Annotated in this window: 11 protein-coding genes; 8 read left to right on the top strand and 3 right to left on the bottom strand. The window is 46.5% G+C overall.

Going from position 1 to position 20,158, the window contains the following annotated elements:
• Window positions 1–11: 11 nt before the first annotated feature.
• The 3 genes from ACWYU8_RS16270 to ACWYU8_RS16260 all read right to left on the bottom strand — a co-directional run bounded on the left by ACWYU8_RS16270 (window position 12) and on the right by ACWYU8_RS16260 (window position 4,116).
• Window positions 12–461 carry a hypothetical protein gene (locus ACWYU8_RS16270; protein ID WP_457520789.1) on the bottom strand — a complete coding sequence of 150 codons (450 nt, stop codon included), beginning with the start codon at window positions 459–461 and terminating at the stop codon, window positions 12–14.
• A gap of 1 nt (window position 462) precedes the next feature.
• Window positions 463–2,820, bottom strand: coding sequence for an aerobic respiration two-component sensor histidine kinase ArcB (gene arcB, locus ACWYU8_RS16265; RefSeq protein WP_457520788.1), 2,358 nt, complete (start codon window positions 2,818–2,820; stop codon window positions 463–465).
• A 354-nt stretch (window positions 2,821–3,174) separates the two neighbouring features.
• A complete protein-coding gene (locus ACWYU8_RS16260) occupies window positions 3,175–4,116 on the bottom strand; it encodes a TIGR01212 family radical SAM protein (protein WP_457520787.1) in 942 nt (313 codons plus the stop codon).
• Between the two features lie 555 nt (window positions 4,117–4,671).
• Between ACWYU8_RS16260 and gltB (ACWYU8_RS16255) the strand changes: the two genes are divergently transcribed.
• The 8 genes from gltB (ACWYU8_RS16255) to btuF all read left to right on the top strand — a co-directional run bounded on the left by gltB (ACWYU8_RS16255) (window position 4,672) and on the right by btuF (window position 20,155).
• Window positions 4,672–9,210 carry a glutamate synthase large subunit gene (gene gltB / locus ACWYU8_RS16255; RefSeq protein ID WP_457520786.1) on the top strand — a complete coding sequence of 1,513 codons (4,539 nt, stop codon included), beginning with the start codon at window positions 4,672–4,674 and terminating at the stop codon, window positions 9,208–9,210.
• Complete coding sequence (locus ACWYU8_RS16250) at window positions 9,210–10,679, top strand: glutamate synthase subunit beta (RefSeq protein WP_457520785.1); 1,470 nt, start codon at window positions 9,210–9,212, stop codon at window positions 10,677–10,679. The genes gltB (ACWYU8_RS16255) and ACWYU8_RS16250 overlap by 1 nt, the downstream gene beginning before the upstream one ends.
• 454 nt (window positions 10,680–11,133) lie before the next feature.
• Window positions 11,134–15,597 carry a glutamate synthase large subunit gene (gltB, locus tag ACWYU8_RS16245; protein WP_457520784.1) on the top strand — a complete coding sequence of 1,488 codons (4,464 nt, stop codon included), beginning with the start codon at window positions 11,134–11,136 and terminating at the stop codon, window positions 15,595–15,597.
• Between the two features lie 21 nt (window positions 15,598–15,618).
• A complete protein-coding gene (locus ACWYU8_RS16240) occupies window positions 15,619–17,031 on the top strand; it encodes an FAD-dependent oxidoreductase (protein ID WP_457520783.1) in 1,413 nt (470 codons plus the stop codon).
• Between the two features lie 115 nt (window positions 17,032–17,146).
• On the top strand, window positions 17,147–17,575 hold the full coding sequence (locus ACWYU8_RS16235; protein ID WP_457520782.1) for a DUF1499 domain-containing protein: 429 nt from the start codon (window positions 17,147–17,149) through the stop codon (window positions 17,573–17,575).
• Between the two features lie 63 nt (window positions 17,576–17,638).
• Entirely contained in the window at window positions 17,639–18,334 is a 696-nt protein-coding gene (gene mtnN / locus ACWYU8_RS16230; protein ID WP_457520781.1) for a 5'-methylthioadenosine/S-adenosylhomocysteine nucleosidase, read from the top strand.
• Between the two features lie 43 nt (window positions 18,335–18,377).
• Window positions 18,378–19,331, top strand: coding sequence for a cobalamin biosynthesis family protein (locus ACWYU8_RS16225; protein ID WP_457520780.1), 954 nt, complete (start codon window positions 18,378–18,380; stop codon window positions 19,329–19,331).
• Window positions 19,331–20,155: a vitamin B12 ABC transporter substrate-binding protein BtuF gene (gene btuF / locus ACWYU8_RS16220; protein ID WP_457520858.1), complete on the top strand. Its 825-nt coding sequence runs from the start codon at window positions 19,331–19,333 to the stop codon at window positions 20,153–20,155. The genes ACWYU8_RS16225 and btuF overlap by 1 nt, the downstream gene beginning before the upstream one ends.
• Window positions 20,156–20,158: the final 3 nt, after the last annotated feature.

The following is a 20,158-nucleotide window of genomic DNA, read 5'->3' as shown; positions in this document are numbered from 1 at the left end:
CACATAAAAGATTAATATACCTTATTGATCTTGACGTACTTTTCTACCAGCCAGCGTTTTTCGCCCGCATCATCAATCAGTATCGCCAGATCAACCCACTTCTCGGTATTAAGTTCATTCTGCCACGTAAAGGCTACTTCCCATTGGCTTTCGCTGTTGGTTCGAGTTTCAAGTAACTCCTCGCCTACCACCCACTCTTTCTCACCTTGTTTTATAATCAGAGCCTCTACCGTCAGATTCGCTGGCAATTCCTGATCACTTTCTAACACGAGTGAACCATGAAGATTAAATTCTTGAGTGTCACCAATGGTCGGCATCAGATTTATCCAAAGGCGGCTATTTAGTTCAATGGTAACCTGATTCATCGTTATTTGGCTGTCTTGTTTCCAATTCACTTCAGGAACAGCACTACAGCCTGTCAGCAAAGCAGTAGCTATGACTACTGATGCAAGTTTATTCATATTATTTCCTTTGCTCTAACCAACTTCTTAGTACTTGAATATCATTCTGGTACTCATTTTTAATTTCTTCGACCCAGTCGGAAATATTCTCCCACCATGCGGGCATATCAGGAGATTGGGCTTTCTGCGCCACACTTTGAATACGTTTTAGTCCTATTGAGCCTGCCGCACCTTTTATTTTGTGCGCTTCAGAGACAATACCTTCCTTGTCTTTGGCTGTCATGTTTGAGTCCAGAACCTCAATATAGTCCGGCATCATGTCTTCAAACATTTTGATACTGTCATAAACAGGATGAGTGCCAACAATATCGATGTAGGATTCCAACATATCGAGGTCAAGCAGATGTGTTTCGATTATCGGAGATGGCGTTTGAACCGGATATTCCTCTACTTCATCAATCTCAATAGGCTCTACCTTACCCACTTTATGGACAAAAAATTTATCAATGACCGACTGGATAGCGTGTACGGCTAAAGGTTTACTAATCGCGTCATCCATACCATTTTCCAGGTATTCTCGTCTGTCTTTCATCACGTTGGCTGTCAGCGCGACTAAAGGCGGTAAGTTGTCATAATGATCTCGATAATACTTCGCAACATCAAAACCGGTCATATCTGGCAACTGGATATCGAGTAACGCCAGATCATAGTTCTCTGGTACAAAGTTAACCAACGCTTCTTGCCCAGTCATTGCCACAGTGACGGAGTGCCCTAAACTTTCCAGCAATGACTTAGCCACGGTGACATTGAGTTCAATATCTTCAACCATAAAGATATTTAGATGAACACTGTCGCGTTGTGCGTCTGTAATTGGCTCTTCAAGAGTCACAACCGGAACATGAATAGAAACGGTAAACGTACTACCAAATCCTTCTTCACTCGCAACCGTGATATCGCCATCCATCATATTAATAAGCTGCTTGGATACTGCCAGACCGATCCCCGTACCAACCGCATGCAGGTTATCTTTACCGGTTTTCACCTGATAATACATGGCAAAAATTTTATTCAATTCTTCTTCTGGAATGCCGATGCCGGTATCTTCGACTTCTATAATAATCGTCGCGAAACCATCTTCCACATCTGCACTCACCGTCATCACCACTCCCCCCTCTTTAGTGAACTTCATGGCGTTGCTGACCAGGTTCCAGATCACCTGACGCAAACGGGTCGCATCCACTTCAATCGCTTTCGGCAAATCGCTCAGGCGTTCTAAGTCAAAACGCAACCCTTTTTGCTGCGCCATGAGTGCAGAAATACTCTCTATTTCAGCGACAAAGTCTTCAAAATTTAATGGTTCCGGCAGGAGTTCAAGCTTACGGCGGTCAAACTTATCCATATCAATGATATCGTTGAAGATATTACCCAGAGTAATCGCACTGACGTTGATGGTTTGCATGTACTTGCGTTGTTCTTCAGTCAGTTGAGTATCGAGTAACATACGGCTCAAACCGACAATACCGTTAAGTGGGGTACGAAGTTCATGGCTAATGGTTGAAATAAAGGTAGTTTTATCCCGACTGGCTTTTTCAAGCGACTCTTCGTGACGTTTGCGTTCCGTGATATCACGGCCAAAGCCAACCAAGCCAAGGTGACGCCCATCTTTACTGTAGAAAGGAACTTTACGCAATTCAAAGTAGTGCTTGCGACCATCAGGATATTCAAGCCACTGTTCATAAGTAATGGCCTGGTTATCGCTAAATACTTTTTGGTCCGTATCAACGATGGGCTGTGCGATTTCTTTACTGTAAACATCCCAAGGACTCAGGCCGACCAGTTGATGCTCTTTCTTACCAGTTAACTCTTCCATCGCGCGGTTACAACCCGAAAACACTCCATCAGCGTTGCGGTAGTAAATCAAATCTGGCGAAGCATCAATAAAGGATCGTAACAGCGCCGTTCGTTCAGCAAGTTCCAACTGCGTACGCTCTCGCTGGAAGACCTCATTCTCCAGATCTTTCATCGCTTCTTCGCGCGCTTCTTCTGCTTTAATCCGCTCTTCGATCTCTTGATTGAGCTTTTCAATATTCAGTTGTAACTGGACATTCAGCTCCTGATCTCGAGAACGCATGTCTTTCAGTTTCGAAACCAATTTAGTTAACCGCTGTCGGGACTCCTCAAGCTGATCAACAACCACAGATAGAAAATACACCGCCCACGGAGTAATCAACAGACCGAAAAACACGGAGCGAACAATATCAATATCGTCAACTCGACCTTTTAGTGCCAAAGTGATACCGACCTGTACCACGACAGCCAGTGCCACCAGCGCAAGTGCCAGCAAAATTGAAAAACGGACAATCCCCAGTTTAACCAGCAGGTCCACATAGTACTGAGCAAGATTTTTCATCGGTTTCATTCACGACTCCACGGCGCAAAGCTAAATATCATCCCTGAACATTAGAAATTCACCTTGGTGCTAAAGAAAAATCAGGGTAGTTATGGAAAAACACCAATTACCAGCAGTTTAACGTGTTTGAACTACTGATTTAAACTTCTTGCTCTCAACTTAGAGTAAAAGGTCACAAAGCATTGATCACAACTTAGGTTAATCTTTCAGTGATTCCTAGCCGAAGCGCGAAATGAAGGTTGAGAGAGAGTTTGAGACGACAAAACAGCAGCGATTAGGCAAGGGAACGATCAATGCCTATCGCGCTCAAATTAAAAAAGAAAGGATTGGGGCGATGAACGTAACGTCACGGTTAAATAGGGACTATTGTTTTAAGTCCGGTTTAATATAGATAAAAGTCCGTCCGGTTAAACTCCCTTGGGGCCCCTCTCTATCTAATGCCCGACCAATTTCTGTCATCGCTAGCCAACGGTTTTCACACCAGAGCGGGGAAAGCAGCGTCGGACGACGAGCAGCAGAGGAAACTCGATGAAAAACAACCTCCGCTGGAGTCATGCGAATTAATTCACTGGCAATGGCGACATACTCTTCCAGCTCAGGGGCTTCCAGCTTTCCTGCTCGCCACGCTTTGGCCATCGTACTGCCTTCTACAATATGCAAACCATGTAACTTGATGCCATCTGTCCCCACCTCAAGCACCTTAGTCATTGTTTCCACATTATCTTCACTAGTTTCTTTTGGTAATCCTACGATCAAATGCGTGCAGACTTTAATGCCGAGTGCGCGTGCGCGTTTGGTGATATCCGCATAACATTCAAAATCGTGACCTCGGTTAATGTGCTTTAGCGTTTTATTATTGGCGGTTTGTAAACCAAGCTCGAGCCAGATTTCATACCCTTGCTTAACGTAATCAGACAGTAAATCCAAAACAGCATCTGGAACACAGTCGGGACGAGTTCCCACGCACAATCCAACGATATCGGCTGCTTTCAATGCCTCCTCATACATGCTCTTGAGGACTTGTACTTCAGCATAAGTGCTCGTGTATGCCTGAAAATAGGCGAGATACTTTTTCGCTCGCTGGATCTCACCAGCACGATCGCTTAGTTGATCATGGATGCTTTTAATCTGCACTTCCTCGTCCGAAAACGATGCCACGTTACAAAATGTGCACCCGCCACGCCCAATCGTGCCATCACGATTGGGGCAGCTAAAACCACCGTGTAACGTTAATTTATGAACTTTCTCACCATAACGACGCTGAAGGTCCTGACCCAAAGTATTAACCAACTCATGTAACTGCATAAATGCCCACCAGCCGCAAATCGAAATCAATCTCACTACGATTTATGTAAATAAATTACATCCTTGCAAGAAAAAACACAGAATATTAATCAATTAAAACATTACTCACTCCTATTCAAATCAATAAACCTGCATAAATACATACAAAAACAGGCCATGTTGCGCAATTGTTAAACATTTTGTGCATATTTAAACAAAAAAAATGGGTCACAAAGTCGACTTTTCGTTGCATTCTGAAGTAACAAAATTGTAGGATACTTACGCAACCCCGTCGTTTTTGTAGTTTGGATTACAACACGGACTATGGGATTTGTTGGTGTTATCTCAATCCTACCTATATAAGTCACCAAGAAGTGGCAAATAACAAAGAGATATCACCAAGGAATGTTTTTCTCGCAATACTTTTCCTGCGAGATACGGAAAGGAATCAAGACTGGTCAACCTGGACTAGTGGCGAATCATAAATATAAAGGACAAGACGCTAAATAAATGTGCCTGGGCAGGCAAAGTCTGCCTGGAGTTTTCGCGTCTACATTGAACTGGAAGGATTTATCTATGGTAGATAGAGAGCAAAATTCACAGGGTCTCTACACTCCTGAACTGGAGCATGATGCTTGTGGTATCGGTTTTGTTGCTCACCTTAAAAACCGTAAATCTCATGAAGTAGTTACGCAAGCATTGGATATGCTGGCTCGTATGGAACACCGTGGTGGTCAAGGTTGTGACCCATGTAGCGGTGACGGCGCCGGTATCTTGCTACAAAAACCTCATGAATTTCTATTAGAAGAAGCCGTTAAGTTAGGTATTAAACTGCCTTCTTTCGAAAAGTATGGTGTTGGTGTCGTTCTTTTCCCTAAAGACGAATACAAACGCGAACAGTGCCGTGACATTCTTGAGCGTAACGCCAAACGCCTGGATCTTGAAGTCATTGGTTACCGCGTGCTACCAACCGACAATTCTATGCTTGGTGCTGATCCGCTTAGCACGGAGCCGCAATTCGAACACGTATTTATCTCTGGTGGCCCAGCGGTAACGCCTGAAGAATTGGAACGTAAGCTGTACGTTCTGCGTAACTATACAGTACGTGTCTGCCTGGAAAGCGTATCGAATATCAAAGACGAGTTTTATATCAACTCTATGTCGTACAAGACTCTGGTATATAAAGGCCAGCTGACGACAGAACAGGTACCTCAGTACTTCTTGGATCTGCAGAATCCAACGATGGTGACTGCACTGGCACTGGTACACTCTCGTTTCTCTACCAATACATTCCCGAGATGGCGTCTGGCTCAGCCTTTCCGCTATATCGCCCACAACGGTGAAATCAACACAGTTCGCGGTAACCTGAACTGGATGAAAGCCCGTGAAGCTATCATCGAATCAGACCTGTTTACTCAGGCTGAAATCGATATGCTGCTGCCTATCTGTCAGGAAGGCATGTCTGACTCAGCAAACTTTGATATGGCACTGGAACTGCTGGTTCTGTCTGGCCGTAGTCTGCCTCATGCGCTGATGATGATGATTCCTGAAGCATGGCAGGAAAATAAAAACATGGATCCTAAGCGTCGCGCGTTTTATCAGTACCACGCAAACATTATGGAACCATGGGATGGTCCTGCATCAGTATGTTTTACTGATGGTGTTCAAGTAGGTGCAACACTAGACCGCAACGGTCTGCGTCCTTCGCGCTACACAGTCACAAAAGACAACTTCCTGGTTATGGCGTCAGAGTCTGGCGTAGTAGACATTGCACCAGAGAACGTTGAGTTCCGTGGTCGTCTACAGCCTGGTCGTATCTTTGTTGCAGATCTAGAGCAAGGTCGCATCATTTCTGATGAAGAAGTGAAAGATACCATTGCTACCTCTCAGCCATACGATAAATGGGTTGAAGATAACCTGCTCAGCCTTAAAAAACTGCCAGATGCAAGTAACCAGTTTAGCCAACCATCTCCAGAGCGTTTGCTACATCGCCAACAAGCATTTGGCGTGAGCTCAGAAGAAGTGAACGAAATCATCGTTCCAATGGCAAACGATGGCAAAGAGCCACTATCTGCAATGGGTGCGGACTGGCCTCTGGCAGTGCTGTCTCACCAATCTCAGCATTTATCAAACTACTTCAAGCAGCTGTTTGCTCAGGTAACTAACCCGCCGATCGACCCGATCCGTGAGCGTATGGTTATGTCCCTGAACACCTACTTGGGTAAAGACCAAAACCTACTGACAGAAACACCTCTTCACTGTCAAAAGGTAGAACTGGAATCTCCAGTACTGGCTAACTCTGAGCTTGAGAAGCTACGTGCTATCGATAACGAGCACTTACAAGCTAAGACACTGGACATCGTATTCCAGGCAAGCGAAGACAAAGGAAAACTTGAGCGCGCACTTAAACGTATCTGCCAATACGCAGAAGACGCAGTGATCGACGGCTACTCAATCATCCTACTGACAGACCGTGCAGTAAACTCTAACCACGCGGCTATCCCAGCAATGCTGGCGGTTGGCGCAGTTCACCACCACCTGATCCGTAAAGGTCTGCGTGCTAAGTGTGACATCGTGGTTGAAACCGGTGATGCGCGTGAAACACACCACTTCGCAACTCTACTTGGTTATGGTGCGAACGCGGTTAACCCGTATCTGGTTATCGAAACCATTATTGATCTGCAGCGTACGAAGAAACTCGATCCAGAATCGAGCCCGAGTGAACTGTTCAATAACTACCGTAAAGCAGTCAACGGTGGTTTGCTGAAGATCTTCTCTAAGATGGGGATCTCAACGCTGCAGTCTTACCACGGCGCACAGATCTTTGAAGCTCTGGGTATCCACAAATCCGTTGTAGACAAGTACTTCACTGGTACGGTTTCTCGTATTCAGGGTCTGACTCTGGATGACATCGCAAAAGAAGTGGTGGTTCGTCACCGTATTGGCTACCCACAGCGTGAAATCCCAATTCAAATGCTGGATGTTGGCGGTGTATACCAATGGAAACAACGTGGTGAGAAACACCTGTTCAACCCAGAAACGATTTCTCTGCTACAACAATCGACTCGTAACAAAGACTACGATCAGTTCAAGCAGTACGCGAGCGCGGTAGACAAACAAGGCGACAACGCGGTTACGCTACGTAGCCAACTGGAGTTCATCAAGAACCCAGCAGGTTCTATCTCTATCGACGAAGTTGAGCCACTAGAAAGTATCGTGAAACGCTTTGCTACCGGTGCAATGTCATTCGGTTCGATCTCTCACGAAGCACACTCAACACTGGCTGTTGCGATGAACCGCCTGGGCGCGAAATCCAACTCAGGTGAAGGTGGTGAGGATCCAATTCGCTTTGAACGTAAAGAAAACGGCGACTGGGAACGCTCAGCAATCAAACAGGTTGCATCAGGTCGTTTCGGCGTAACTTCTTACTACCTGACTAACGCAGAAGAGCTTCAAATCAAGATGGCTCAAGGTGCGAAACCAGGTGAAGGCGGTCAGCTACCTGGCGATAAAGTCGATGACTGGATCGGTGCGACTCGTCACTCAACTCCGGGCGTGGGTTTGATTTCTCCACCGCCACACCACGATATCTACTCAATCGAAGATTTGGCTCAGCTAATCTACGATCTGAAGAACGCGAACCGTGCGGGTCGTGTAAACGTGAAACTGGTATCTGAAGCAGGCGTTGGTACGATCGCATCAGGTGTAGCGAAAGCAAAAGCAGACGTGGTACTGATCGCTGGTTTCGATGGCGGTACAGGTGCATCTCCAATTTCTTCAATTCGTCACACTGGTCTTCCTTGGGAACTAGGTTTGGCAGAAACACACCAGACGCTTCTGAAGAATGGTCTGCGTAACCGTATCGTTGTTCAGGCTGACGGTCAGATGAAAACCCCTCGTGACCTTGCAATCGCAACGTTACTAGGTGCTGAAGAATGGGGTGTGGCAACAGCAGCATTAGTTGTTGAAGGCTGTATCATGATGCGTAAGTGTCATAAAAACACCTGTCCTGTTGGTATCGCAACTCAGAACAAGACTCTACGTGAACGCTTTGATGGCCGCGTAGAAGACGTTGTGACCTTCTTCCAGTACATGGCTCAGGGTCTACGTGAAATTATGGCTGAACTTGGTTTCCGTACTATCGACGAGATGGTTGGTCAAGGTCAGAAACTGCGTGTTCGCCAAGATGTTTCTCACTGGAAATATAAGAACCTGGATCTTTCTCCTGTTCTGCACATTGAGCAACCTCGTGAAGCGGATGGCGTTTACAACCAAACGCAGCAAAATCACAACCTTGAAGCGGTACTTGACCGTAAGCTGATCCAAGCAGCAATTCCTGCACTCGAGAAAGGCGAAGCAGTCAATGCTGAGTTCCCTATCGTCAATACAGACCGCTCTGCTGGTACTATGTTGTCGAATGAAATTTCGAAAGTGTACAAAGATCAGGGCCTACCAAAACCAATGAAGGTCAAATTCAACGGTTCTGCTGGTCAGTCATTCGGTGCATTCCTTGCGAAAGGCGTAACGTTCGAAGTTGAAGGTGACGCAAACGACTACTGGGGTAAAGGTCTGTCTGGCGGTACTTTGGCACTGTATCCAGATGCGAATTCAAGCATCGTTGCAGAAGACAACATCATCGTAGGTAACGTATGTTTCTACGGCGCGACCTCTGGTGAATCCTTCATCCGTGGTATGGCTGGTGAGCGTTTCTGTGTTCGTAACTCTGGCGCGAAAGTCGTGGTAGAGGGCGTTGGTGACCACGGTTGTGAATACATGACTGGTGGCGCGGCGATCATCCTAGGTTCAACAGGTCGTAACTTTGCTGCTGGTATGAGCGGCGGTGTGGCGTACGTATGGGATAAATCAGGCGACTTTGAGTCAAAACTGAACCCTGAGTTAGTTGACCTGGATCCTATCGAACAAGAAGATAAAGATCTGTTACTCGATATGCTGACTAAGCATGTTCAATTCACAGGAAGTGAAGTGGCTCAGTCATTCCTTGACAACTTTGAAGCAAGCTTAACCTCAATGGTTAAAGTTATGCCGCGCGATTACAAAGCGGTACTTCAAAAGCGCAAGGCTGAAGAAAAACAAACTGAAGCGGAGGCAGTGTAATGGGTAAGCCTACTGGATTTTTAGAGCATGGTCGTGAACTTCCACAGAAGATCGATCCAGCTGAACGTATCAAGAACAACAAAGAGTTCGTTCTGAACGAGGAGTTTGGTAGCAAGATCAATACTCAGGCTTCTCGCTGTATGGATTGTGGTGTGCCGTTTTGTCATAACGGCTGCCCGATTGGTAACATCATCCCGGAGTTTAACGATGCGGTTTATCGTGACAGCTGGGAAGAAGCGTGGAACATCCTGAGCTCAACTAACAACTTCCCTGAATTTACGGGTCGTGTTTGTCCTGCTCCATGTGAAAGCGCTTGTGTACTTGGTATCAACCAAGACCCAATCACGATTTGTAATATTGAGAAAACCATCGTGGAAACGGCGTACCGTGAAGGATACGCCAAACCAAAAACACCACGCTCTCGCACAGGCAAAACCGTTGCTATCATCGGTTCTGGTCCTGCAGGTCTTGCAGCGGCTGAGCAGTTGAACAGTGCAGGTCACTCAGTGACGGTATTTGAACGTGATGAAAAAGTTGGCGGCTTACTGCGTTTTGGTATCCCAGACTTTAAACTCAGCATGGAAGTGATTGATCGTAAGATCAACCTGATGGCAGAAGCAGGCGTTGAGTTCAAGGTGAACCAACACGTTGGTGTTGATGTAAACGCTCAACAACTACGTCAGGAGTTCGATGTTGTCCTACTGACTGGTGGCTCAACCGTTCCTCGTGATCTACCGGTTCCGGGACGTGAGCTTAACGGCGTTTACTTCGCGATGCAGTTCCTTGGCCAAAACAACCGCCGTGCAAACAACATGGACCTGAAAACTGAAGAAATTCACGCAGCAGGTAAGCATGTGGTAGTTATCGGTGGTGGTGATACAGGTTCTGACTGTGTAGGTACATCAAACCGTCATGGTGCAGCGAGTGTGACTCAGGTTGAGATCATGCCGATTCCACCAGAAAAACGTCCAGCGAATATGCCTTGGCCTCAGTATCCAATGATCTTACGTACTTCTACGTCTCACGAAGAAGGTGTGGATCGTCACTGGAACATCCTTACTAAAGAGTTCATTGGTAATGATAAAGGTGAAGTAACGGGTCTGCGTATTGCGGACATCGTCTGGGAAGATGCAAAACCTGGCGAGCGCCCAAGCTTTAAAGAAGTGGAAGGCAGTGAGCGAGTGATTCCTTGCGATATGGCATTCCTGGCGATGGGCTTCCTACATCCAGAACCAACGGGTGTTTTAGCACAACTAGACATTGCTCTTGATGATCGTGGCAACGTTGCAACTCAAGGATTTGCGACTAACCAAGAAGGTGTTTTCGCCGCAGGTGATATGCGTACTGGTCAGTCACTTGTCGTTCGTTGTATTAACGAAGGTCGTGAGTGCGCTCGCGCTGTCGATGCATACCTGATGGGTGGAACTCACCTTGAAGCAAAAGCAGATTCGCTAATGCTTTCTGCATAATAAAGGGGGAGACACACTCCCCCTCTTTCGGAGTCATTTTTCAGCCATCAGTTATATTGTTGGCTGTTGACGAAGAAAGAAAATAATTCCTTCCAATCTTTTCTTTTTGACCAGCATTTTATGCTGGTCTTTTTTCTTCAATACAGCATCAAATGTTATTTCCTTGTAATAATCCATTTTCTATCTAACTGAAATCATTAAATAATTTCAGACAATTAAATGGATAATCTGATATTTACGTGATGATCCACTAATAACTTGACCTTTTTTACAATAAGCTATAGCTTGTGAAGTTGATGAAAATTAAACAGCTATAAATTGTTAAATATTTCATATAATTTTTTGAATAAAAATACATAAAATAACAAAAATGACGCATAGTTAGTCATCATTGTCAGCATAAGCAGTGTTGATGTATCTGTCGGGATGACAGATAAGCAAAGGGAGAATTGCAATGGCTCTTTATGATCCAAGTCTTGAGAAAGACAACTGTGGATTTGGCTTGATCGCTCATATGGAAGGCGAACAAAGTCACAAGCTGGTTCGTACAGCAATTTCTGCACTTGACCGTATGACCCACCGTGGTGGTATCGCTGCCGATGGTAAAACGGGTGATGGTTGTGGTCTTCTGTTACAAAAGCCCGATTCCTATTTACGTCTGGTCGCTCAAGAGAATGGTTTTAACCTTGGTAAGCAATATGCCGTGGGGATGATTTTCTTTAGTCAAGATCCTATCAAAGCTCACCAAGCCCGAGAAATCGTTAACAAAGAACTTGCTCAAGAAACGTTAACCATAGCAGGCTGGCGCGAAGTGCCAACAAATTCTGAAGTGCTGGGCCCAATCGCCCTTCACTCTGTGCCACATATTCAGCAAGTATTTATCTCTGCGCCAGCTGGATGGCGTGAACGAGATATTGAGCGCCGTCTATATATAGCACGTCGCCGCATCGAAAAGCAGATCACGGAAGATCCAGATTTCTATATCTGTAGCTTATCGACTCAAGTGTTGGTGTATAAAGGGCTTTGTATGCCTGCCGACTTACCACGATTCTATCTTGATCTTGCCGATCTACGTATGGAGTCTGCTATTTGTCTGTTCCACCAGCGCTTTTCTACAAACACTCAGCCTCGCTGGCCACTTGCCCAACCATTCCGCTATCTGGCACATAATGGTGAGATCAATACCATCGAAGGTAACCGTCAATGGGCTCGTGCTCGCGCGTATAAGTTCTCGTCTCCACTGTTACCGGACCTGCAAACCGCTGCGCCATTCGTTAATGAAACTGGGTCGGACTCTTCAAGCCTGGATAATATGCTGGATCTGTTCCTTGCCGGCGGTATGGATATCTTCCGTGCTATGCGTATGCTTGTTCCGCCAGCATGGCAAAACCACCCAGATATGGATAAGGACTTGCGTGCTTTTTATGACTTCAACTCTAAGCACATGGAACCATGGGACGGCCCAGCTGGCATCGTTCTCTCAGATGGTCGATATGCAGCATGTAACCTAGACCGTAATGGCTTGCGTCCGGCACGCTATGTGATCACTAAAGACAAGTTGATCACGCTTGCATCTGAGATCGGTATTTGGGATTACGCCCCCGATGAAGTGGCGCAAAAAGGCCGCGTTGGCCCGGGCGAGCTGCTGGTTGTCGATACCCGAAAAGGTAAATTATGGCAGTCGAGCGAAATTGATAATGATCTGAAGAGCCGCCACCCATACCGCGAGTGGATGGAAAACAACGTGCGTAAATTAACGCCGTTCTCAGAACTACCGGAAGATCAGGTTGGTGAACGTAGCTTCGATGAAGACTTGCTTAAGACTTATCAAAAGCAGTTCGCCATGAACAACGAAGAGATCGATCAAGTACTGCGTGTACTCGGTGAAATGGCACAAGAAGCCGTCGGTTCTATGGGTGACGATACCCCAATGGCCGTGCTTTCTTCAAAAGAGCGCTTGGTCACCGACTACTTCCGTCAGAAATTTGCTCAGGTCACTAACCCGCCAATCGACCCACTGCGTGAAAAACACGTGATGTCGCTGGCAACCAGTATCGGTCAGGAGATGAACGTCTTCTGTGAAACGGACGGACACGCGCACCGTGTGACATTCGATTCACCAGTTCTGCTCTATTCTGATATGCAGCAGCTACTTGGATTGAGTGACGATCACTATCGCAATACGATTCTCGATATCAACTACGACCCGCAAGAAAGAAATCTTGAGGAAGCCATCAACTTCTTATGTGCTCAAGCAGAACAGGTGGTCCGCGAAGGTACGGTGCTGGTTGTGCTATCCGATCGCGCGTTGGTCAAAGGTAGAATTCCAATACCGGCAGCAATGGCGGTAGGCGCGGTGCAAACTCGTCTTGCCGAGGCCAATCTACGCTGTGATGCAAACATCGTCGTAGAAACGGCAACGGCACGTGACCCACACCAGTTTGCAGTATTACTTGGTTTTGGCGCGACAGCGATTTATCCATATTTAGCGTATGAAACGCTGGGTAAAATGGTCGATGACGGTGTACTGAATAAAGAATACCGTGACGTGATGCAAAACTACCAGTACGGCATCAATAAAGGCCTGTACAAGATCATGTCGAAAATGGGTATCTCGACCATAGCTTCATACCGCTGTTCACAGCTATTTGAAGCGGTCGGTTTAAGTCAGCAAGTCGTTGACCTTTGCTTTAAAGGGGTTACCACTCGAATTGCAGGTGCGAACTTTGAGGACTTCCAACAAGATCTGACTAACCTTTCGCGTAAAGCCTGGGCAAAACGTAAATCGATCGACCATGGTGGCTTACTGAAATACGTACACGGTGGCGAATACCATGCTTACAACCCAGATGTGGTAGGCACGCTACAAACAGCAGTTAAATCCGGTGATATCAAGGATTATCAAACTTACGCTAAGCAAGTAAACCAACGTCCGGTTGCCATGCTGCGTGATTTGATGACATTGAAAAAGTCCGACAAACCGTTACCACTCGAAAAAGTTGAGCCAAGAGTCGACCTGTTTAAACGATTCGACTCTGCGGCCATGTCTATCGGCGCATTAAGCCCTGAAGCACATGAAGCGCTCGCAACGGCGATGAACCGTCTTGGCGGCTACTCTAACTCTGGCGAGGGTGGTGAAGATCCACGCCGTTTTGGTACTGAGCGTAACTCGCGCATCAAACAGATCGCATCAGGTCGATTTGGCGTAACGCCGCATTACTTGATTAATGCTGACGTGTTGCAAATCAAAGTAGCTCAGGGGGCAAAACCAGGTGAAGGTGGTCAGCTTCCAGGCCATAAAGTAACGGCTGAAATCGCTAAACTGCGTTATTCAGTGCAAGGGGTTACCTTGATCTCCCCTCCTCCTCACCACGATATTTACTCGATTGAGGATTTGGCGCAGCTGATCTTCGACCTGAAACAAGTCAACCCGAAAGCACTGGTTTCGGTGAAACTCGTATCAGAGCCGGGTGTTGGCACCATCGCCACTGGCGTAGCCAAAGCCTATGCTGACCTTATCACCATTTCAGGTTATGACGGTGGTACGGCTGCAAGTCCGCTGACATCAGTGAAATACGCGGGTAGCCCTTGGGAACTCGGCTTAGCAGAAACTCAGCAAGCTCTGGTTGCTAATGGCCTGCGTCATAAGATCCGTCTACAGGTCGATGGCGGTCTGAAAACGGGCTTAGATGTGGTCAAAGGTGCTATTTTAGGTGCTGAAAGCTTTGGTTTTGGTACCGCACCTATGGTCGCAATGGGCTGTAAATTCTTACGTATCTGTCACTTAAACAACTGTGCGACTGGCGTAGCAACCCAAGACGAAACTCTGCGTAAAGAGTACTTCAAGGGCTTGCCTGAAATGGTGATTAACTATTTCACAGGCATTGCAGAAGAGGTGCGCGGCTTACTTGCAGAGCTTGGGGTTGAAAAGCTGACCGATCTGATTGGTCGTACCGATCTTCTTGAAAGAGTCGAAGGTTTCACGGCAAAACAAACCAAGCTGGATCTGTCTAATATTTTAGAAGCACCGATTTCTCCTGAAGGACATCCGTTATTCTGGACAGAACCAAATGCGCCGTTTGATAAAGCTGCGTTAAACCAGAAAATTGTTGACGATGCGATTCATGCTGTAGAGGAAGGACGCAGCGCCAGCTTCTATTACAACGTGATTAACACTGATCGCTCGGTGGGTGCTCGATTATCAGGTGAAATAGCTAAACGCTATGGCAACCAAGGAATGGCAGCAACACCCATTAAGATCCATTTAGATGGTACGGCTGGTCAGTCATTCGGCGTGTGGAACGCAGGTGGTGTAGACCTCTACCTGACTGGCGATGCCAACGACTACGTCGGTAAGGGCATGGCAGGCGGTAAGATAGTCATCAAGCCTCACCTAGGTACGGCTTTCAAATGTAACGAAGCAACCATCATTGGTAACACCTGTTTGTATGGTGCAACTGGCGGCAAACTGTTTGCGGCAGGTAAAGCTGGTGAACGTTTTGGTGTTCGTAATTCAGGCACTATCGCTGTTATTGAAGGTGCGGGCGATAACGCTTGTGAATACATGACAGGCGGTATCGTTGCAATTCTTGGCGCGACTGGCGTGAACTTTGGCGCAGGTATGACAGGTGGTTTTGCCTACGTACTGGATGAAAACCAAAGCTTCAAAGGTCGAGTGAACGATGAATCGGTTGAGGCGATTTCACTGTCTGATCTATACATACATCAGGAACACCTTCGCGGTCTGATTGCAGAGCATTTAGAAGAAACAGGCTCTCGTCACGCAGAACGTATTTTGGCGAACTTCGATGAGTGGATTCCGAAGTTCTACTTGGTGAAACCTCAAGCTGCGGATTTAAGTACCCTGCTTGGTCACCAAAGTCGTAGCGCTGCTGAACTGCGCGTTCAAGCCCAATAAATCATGGAGGATGTTTGAATCATGAGCCAGAACGTTTATCAATTTATCGATGTTCAACGCGTAGATCCTGCAAAAAAGCCAATTAAAATTCGTAAGATTGAGTTTGTTGAAATTTATGAGCCATTCACCAAGCAACAGGCAACGGCACAAGCAGACCGCTGCTTAGACTGTGGTAACCCATATTGTGAATGGAAGTGCCCGGTGCACAACTACATCCCTCAATGGCTAAAACTGGCCAATGAGGGGCGCATTCTGGAAGCCGCAGACTTGTGTCATCAAACCAATAGCTTACCGGAAGTGTGTGGCCGCGTTTGCCCACAAGATCGCTTATGTGAAGGGTCATGCACGCTTAACGATGACTTTGGTGCTGTCACCATTGGTAACATCGAAAAATACATCACCGATAAAGCGTTTGAAATGGGCTGGAAACCAGACATGTCCAAAGTTGAATGGACAGACAAAAAAGTGGCCATCATCGGTGCCGGACCTGCGGGTTTGGCTGCAGCGGACATCCTGGTCCGTAACGGCGTAAAACCTGTAGTATTTGACCGTTACCCTGAGATTGGCGGGCTACTGACATTTGGTATCCCTTCATTCAAACTGGAAAAAGGGGTAATGGAAAATCGTCGCCGCATCTTTACTGAGATGGGCGTAGAGTTCCGTATGAACGTGGAAGTTGGTCAAGATGTTCAAATGCAAGAGCTTCTTGATGAGTATGATGCTGTTTTCCTTGGCGTTGGTACCTACAAATACATGCGTGCGGGTTTGGAAAATGAAGATGCTCCGGGTGTATATGACGCTCTGCCGTTTTTGATTTCTAACACTTACAAGGTGATGGATCTTAAAGCCAGCGACCCATACATCGATATGGCAGGTAAGAAAGTGGTCGTACTCGGCGGTGGTGATACCGCGATGGACTGTGTTCGTACCTCTATCCGTCAGGGTGCATCCAGCGTCGTTTGTGCCTATCGTCGTGACGAAGCCAACATGCCAGGTTCACGTCGAGAAGTGAAAAATGCGAAGGAAGAAGGCGTGAAATTCATGTTTAACCTTCAGCCTCTAAGCCTTGAAGTCGATGCGTCTGGGAAAGTATCTGGCGTGAAAGTGGTAAAAACGGCACTGGGTGAACCAGATGAAGCCGGCCGACGTCGCCCAGAGCCAGTGGAAGGAAGCGAACATGTATTACCAGCAGATGCGGTGATCATGGCATTTGGTTTTCAACCTCATCAAATGGACTGGTTAACCCCTTTCAATGTGGATCTGGACCAGTGGGGCCGAATCAAAGCACCACTCGATCAATCGTTCCAGTATCAAACCAGTAATGAAAAAATCTTTGCTGGCGGTGATGCCGTGCGTGGCTCTGACTTAGTGGTCACCGCGATCGATGAAGGTCGAAAAGCGGCAGAAGGTATCCTCGACTTCCTCGAAGTCTAACATTACACCGCGACACGTCTCAAAAAGGATCCTAAATTAGGGTCCTTTTTTCTTTTATTACATATAATTACCCAATACTAATCGTAGTAAATTCCTCCCACAAGGAATCAAAATCATGAACAGAATCGCTTTTCTTACCATCACCTTTATCGGCTTAACCGCGTGCAGCCAAGGAGTATCAACCATGACCGATCGCTCTCAAACACCATGTGGGAATAAACCAAACTGCGTTTCCACGCAGGACTTACGCGAAGAGCACTATCTTGAACCATTCCAGCTGACTAAGTCAGCAACACTCGATGCCATAGAACAGGTCGCTCTCAACCTGCCAGGCGCAAAAACTGCGGTAAAAGAAAGCGATTACCTGCGCATCGAATGCACCTCCAAAATCATGAGATTTGTGGATGATCTCGAGCTCAAAATCAGTGAAGACAAGCTTATCGTTCGCTCGGAGTCTCGTATTGGATACTCCGATTTCGGCGTCAACAGAAAGCGAGCTGAACAATTACGAAAAGAACTTTCGGCTGCAGAGCTCATCAAATAGAAAACTGGCGATGGGGAGTGTTATACTCTCGCCCGATTAAATTTTTTACCCAAAGAGAGTGTTATGAAAGTTGGTATCATCGGTGCGATGGAACAAGAAGTGACCATCCTGAAAGAAGCAATGACAAACTGCCAGACGGTAAGCAAAGCAGGTTGTACGTTTTTCGCTGGTCAAATTAACGGTGTAGAAGTCGTACTACTTCAGTCGGGGATCGGTAAAGTTGCTGCGGCTATTGGTACGACCATTCTTCTTGATGAATACCAACCAGATGTTGTGATCAACACAGGATCTGCAGGTGGTTTCGACTCAAGCCTGAATCTGGGTGATGTGGTTATCTCAACGGAAGTTCGTCACCACGACGCTGATGTAACCGCATTCGGCTACGAAATGGGCCAAATGGCAGACCAACCTGCGGCATTTAAAGCGGATGAAAAGTTGATGGAACTAGCGGAAAAAGCATTGGCACAGATGGAAAACAAACACGCGGTACGCGGTCTTATCTGTACTGGTGATGCTTTCGTATGCACAGCGGAACGTCAGGCGTTTATCCGCCAGCACTTCCCATCGGTCATCGCGGTAGAGATGGAAGCGTCGGCAATTGCTCAGACTTGTCATCAGTTCAACACACCATTTGTGGTTGTACGCGCAATTTCTGATGTAGCCGACAAAGAATCGCCAATGAGCTTCGAAGAGTTTTTACCACTAGCCGCGAAAAGCTCGTCGGAAATGGTATTCAAAATGCTTGAATTGGCTAAATAAATAGAACAGTAAAATAATTTGAGCTGGTGAAACAACGCCATTCATGGAAGAAATTTTTCAGCAATTTTATGCCAATGGTGCGCTCCTTGTCATGTGGGGCGCACTGTTGTTTCATCTCGTTTTACCTATCCCTCATTCCGCTCATCCTTTCACTTTGTGGCGAAAAATAGCAGAGCAACTGGCAACTAAAGTAAATAGACACCATAGTTATTCGCAAAGCATACTGGCAGGCAGCCTCTCTATCCTCCTCATGATATTGCCTTGTTTGGTGTTATTGATGGCGTTAAAGCCCCTGGTATGGAAAGCGCCACTATACGAGTTAGCATTATTGCTGCTCGCTTTAAATTGGCGAAGTAGTGAAAGGTTAACCAAACAGCTCTTTAGCGCTATGTCCAATGAGGACAAACCTTTATGTCGCCAACGATTAAAACCGTACCTCAACCGTGATACAAACAGCCTTTCTCTGTTAGGGATAGGAAAAGCGGGCGCGGAAACCATCATAATGGGATACGGACGAAATGTCGTTTGTGTGCTGTTTTGGTATGCGATTACGGGTGGTATCGGGGCTTTCATTTACCGGCTCATCGCCGAACTCGCACGTACCTGGTCACCAAGCCGCAGGCAATATTATCCATTTGGCAAACCTGTGATTCAACTACTCGCTGCGCTCGACGTCATTCCGCTACGCTTGTTTGCAATTTTTATTGCTGCAGGCAAGAATCTATCCAACGTCCTTAACGGTATGAAGCAACAATCAAAATCCTGGCCATTACCGGGACCAGCGTGGTTGCTAAGTTGTGTTGGACACAAGTTACAGCTCTCATTAGGCGGACCCGCACTCTACCAAGGTATACGAACTGAACGGGCAAAAATTGGTGGACGTATTGCACCTGCTGCGATTCATCTTGCTCAAATTCAAACGCTATTGGTTTGGCGTATCTTTGTCTGGATTGTTATCCAAAGCCTTCTTCTCGGACTGATTTACCAAGGATTATGATGTATAAAATCGCCCTGTCTCTTTCACTGTTCTTCTCATCTATAGTCTTGGCTAATGAGCCAGCTCAACGGGTCATCAGCTTAGCACCACATGCAACAGAACTCGCCTATGCGGCAGGTCTTGGAAACAAGCTCATCGCAGTCAGTGAGATGAGCGATTATCCGGCACAAGTCAATACACTCGAAAAAGTCTCCAATTATCAGGGAATAAAACTCGAACGCATCATTGCACTTCAGCCGGATTTAGTGATTGCCTGGCCTGCGGGAAACCCAGCCAAAGAGCTTGAAAAACTCAAGCAGTTTGACATCCCGATTTACTACTCCTCTACAGGATCATTGCAAGATATTGCCAACAACATAGAACAACTGAGTCAATACAGTGAGAATCCACAAGTCGGTCAAAAAGCCGCTGACAATTTTAGATCTCAGCTAACAGCGCTTAAACAGAAGTACAACACAGAGAATAAAGTCCGCTATTTTTATCAGCTCAGTGAAAAGCCCATCATTACCGTTGCAGGTAAAAACTGGCCAAGCGAAGTTTTTACTTTTTGTGGCGGCGAGAATATTTTTACCGATTCGGGCTCGCCCTACCCTCAAGTCAGCATCGAACAAGTCATTACTCGTCAGCCAGAGGTCATCTTTACTTCTCGCCATGCGATGAGCAACGACGGCATGTGGTCCGAATGGAAGAATGAACTTCCGGCTTTAAAGAATGGCCATATTTGGTCACTGAATGCAGACTGGATAAATCGTCCAACACCAAGAACACTGAACGCCATCACACAAGTGTGTGAACACTTTGAAAGCGTTCGTCAAAAACGCTAACGT

It is taken from the genome of Vibrio limimangrovi, from assembly GCF_054064025.1.
Note: the sequence above shows the minus strand (reverse complement) of the source record. Positions and strands in the feature narration are given on the sequence as shown.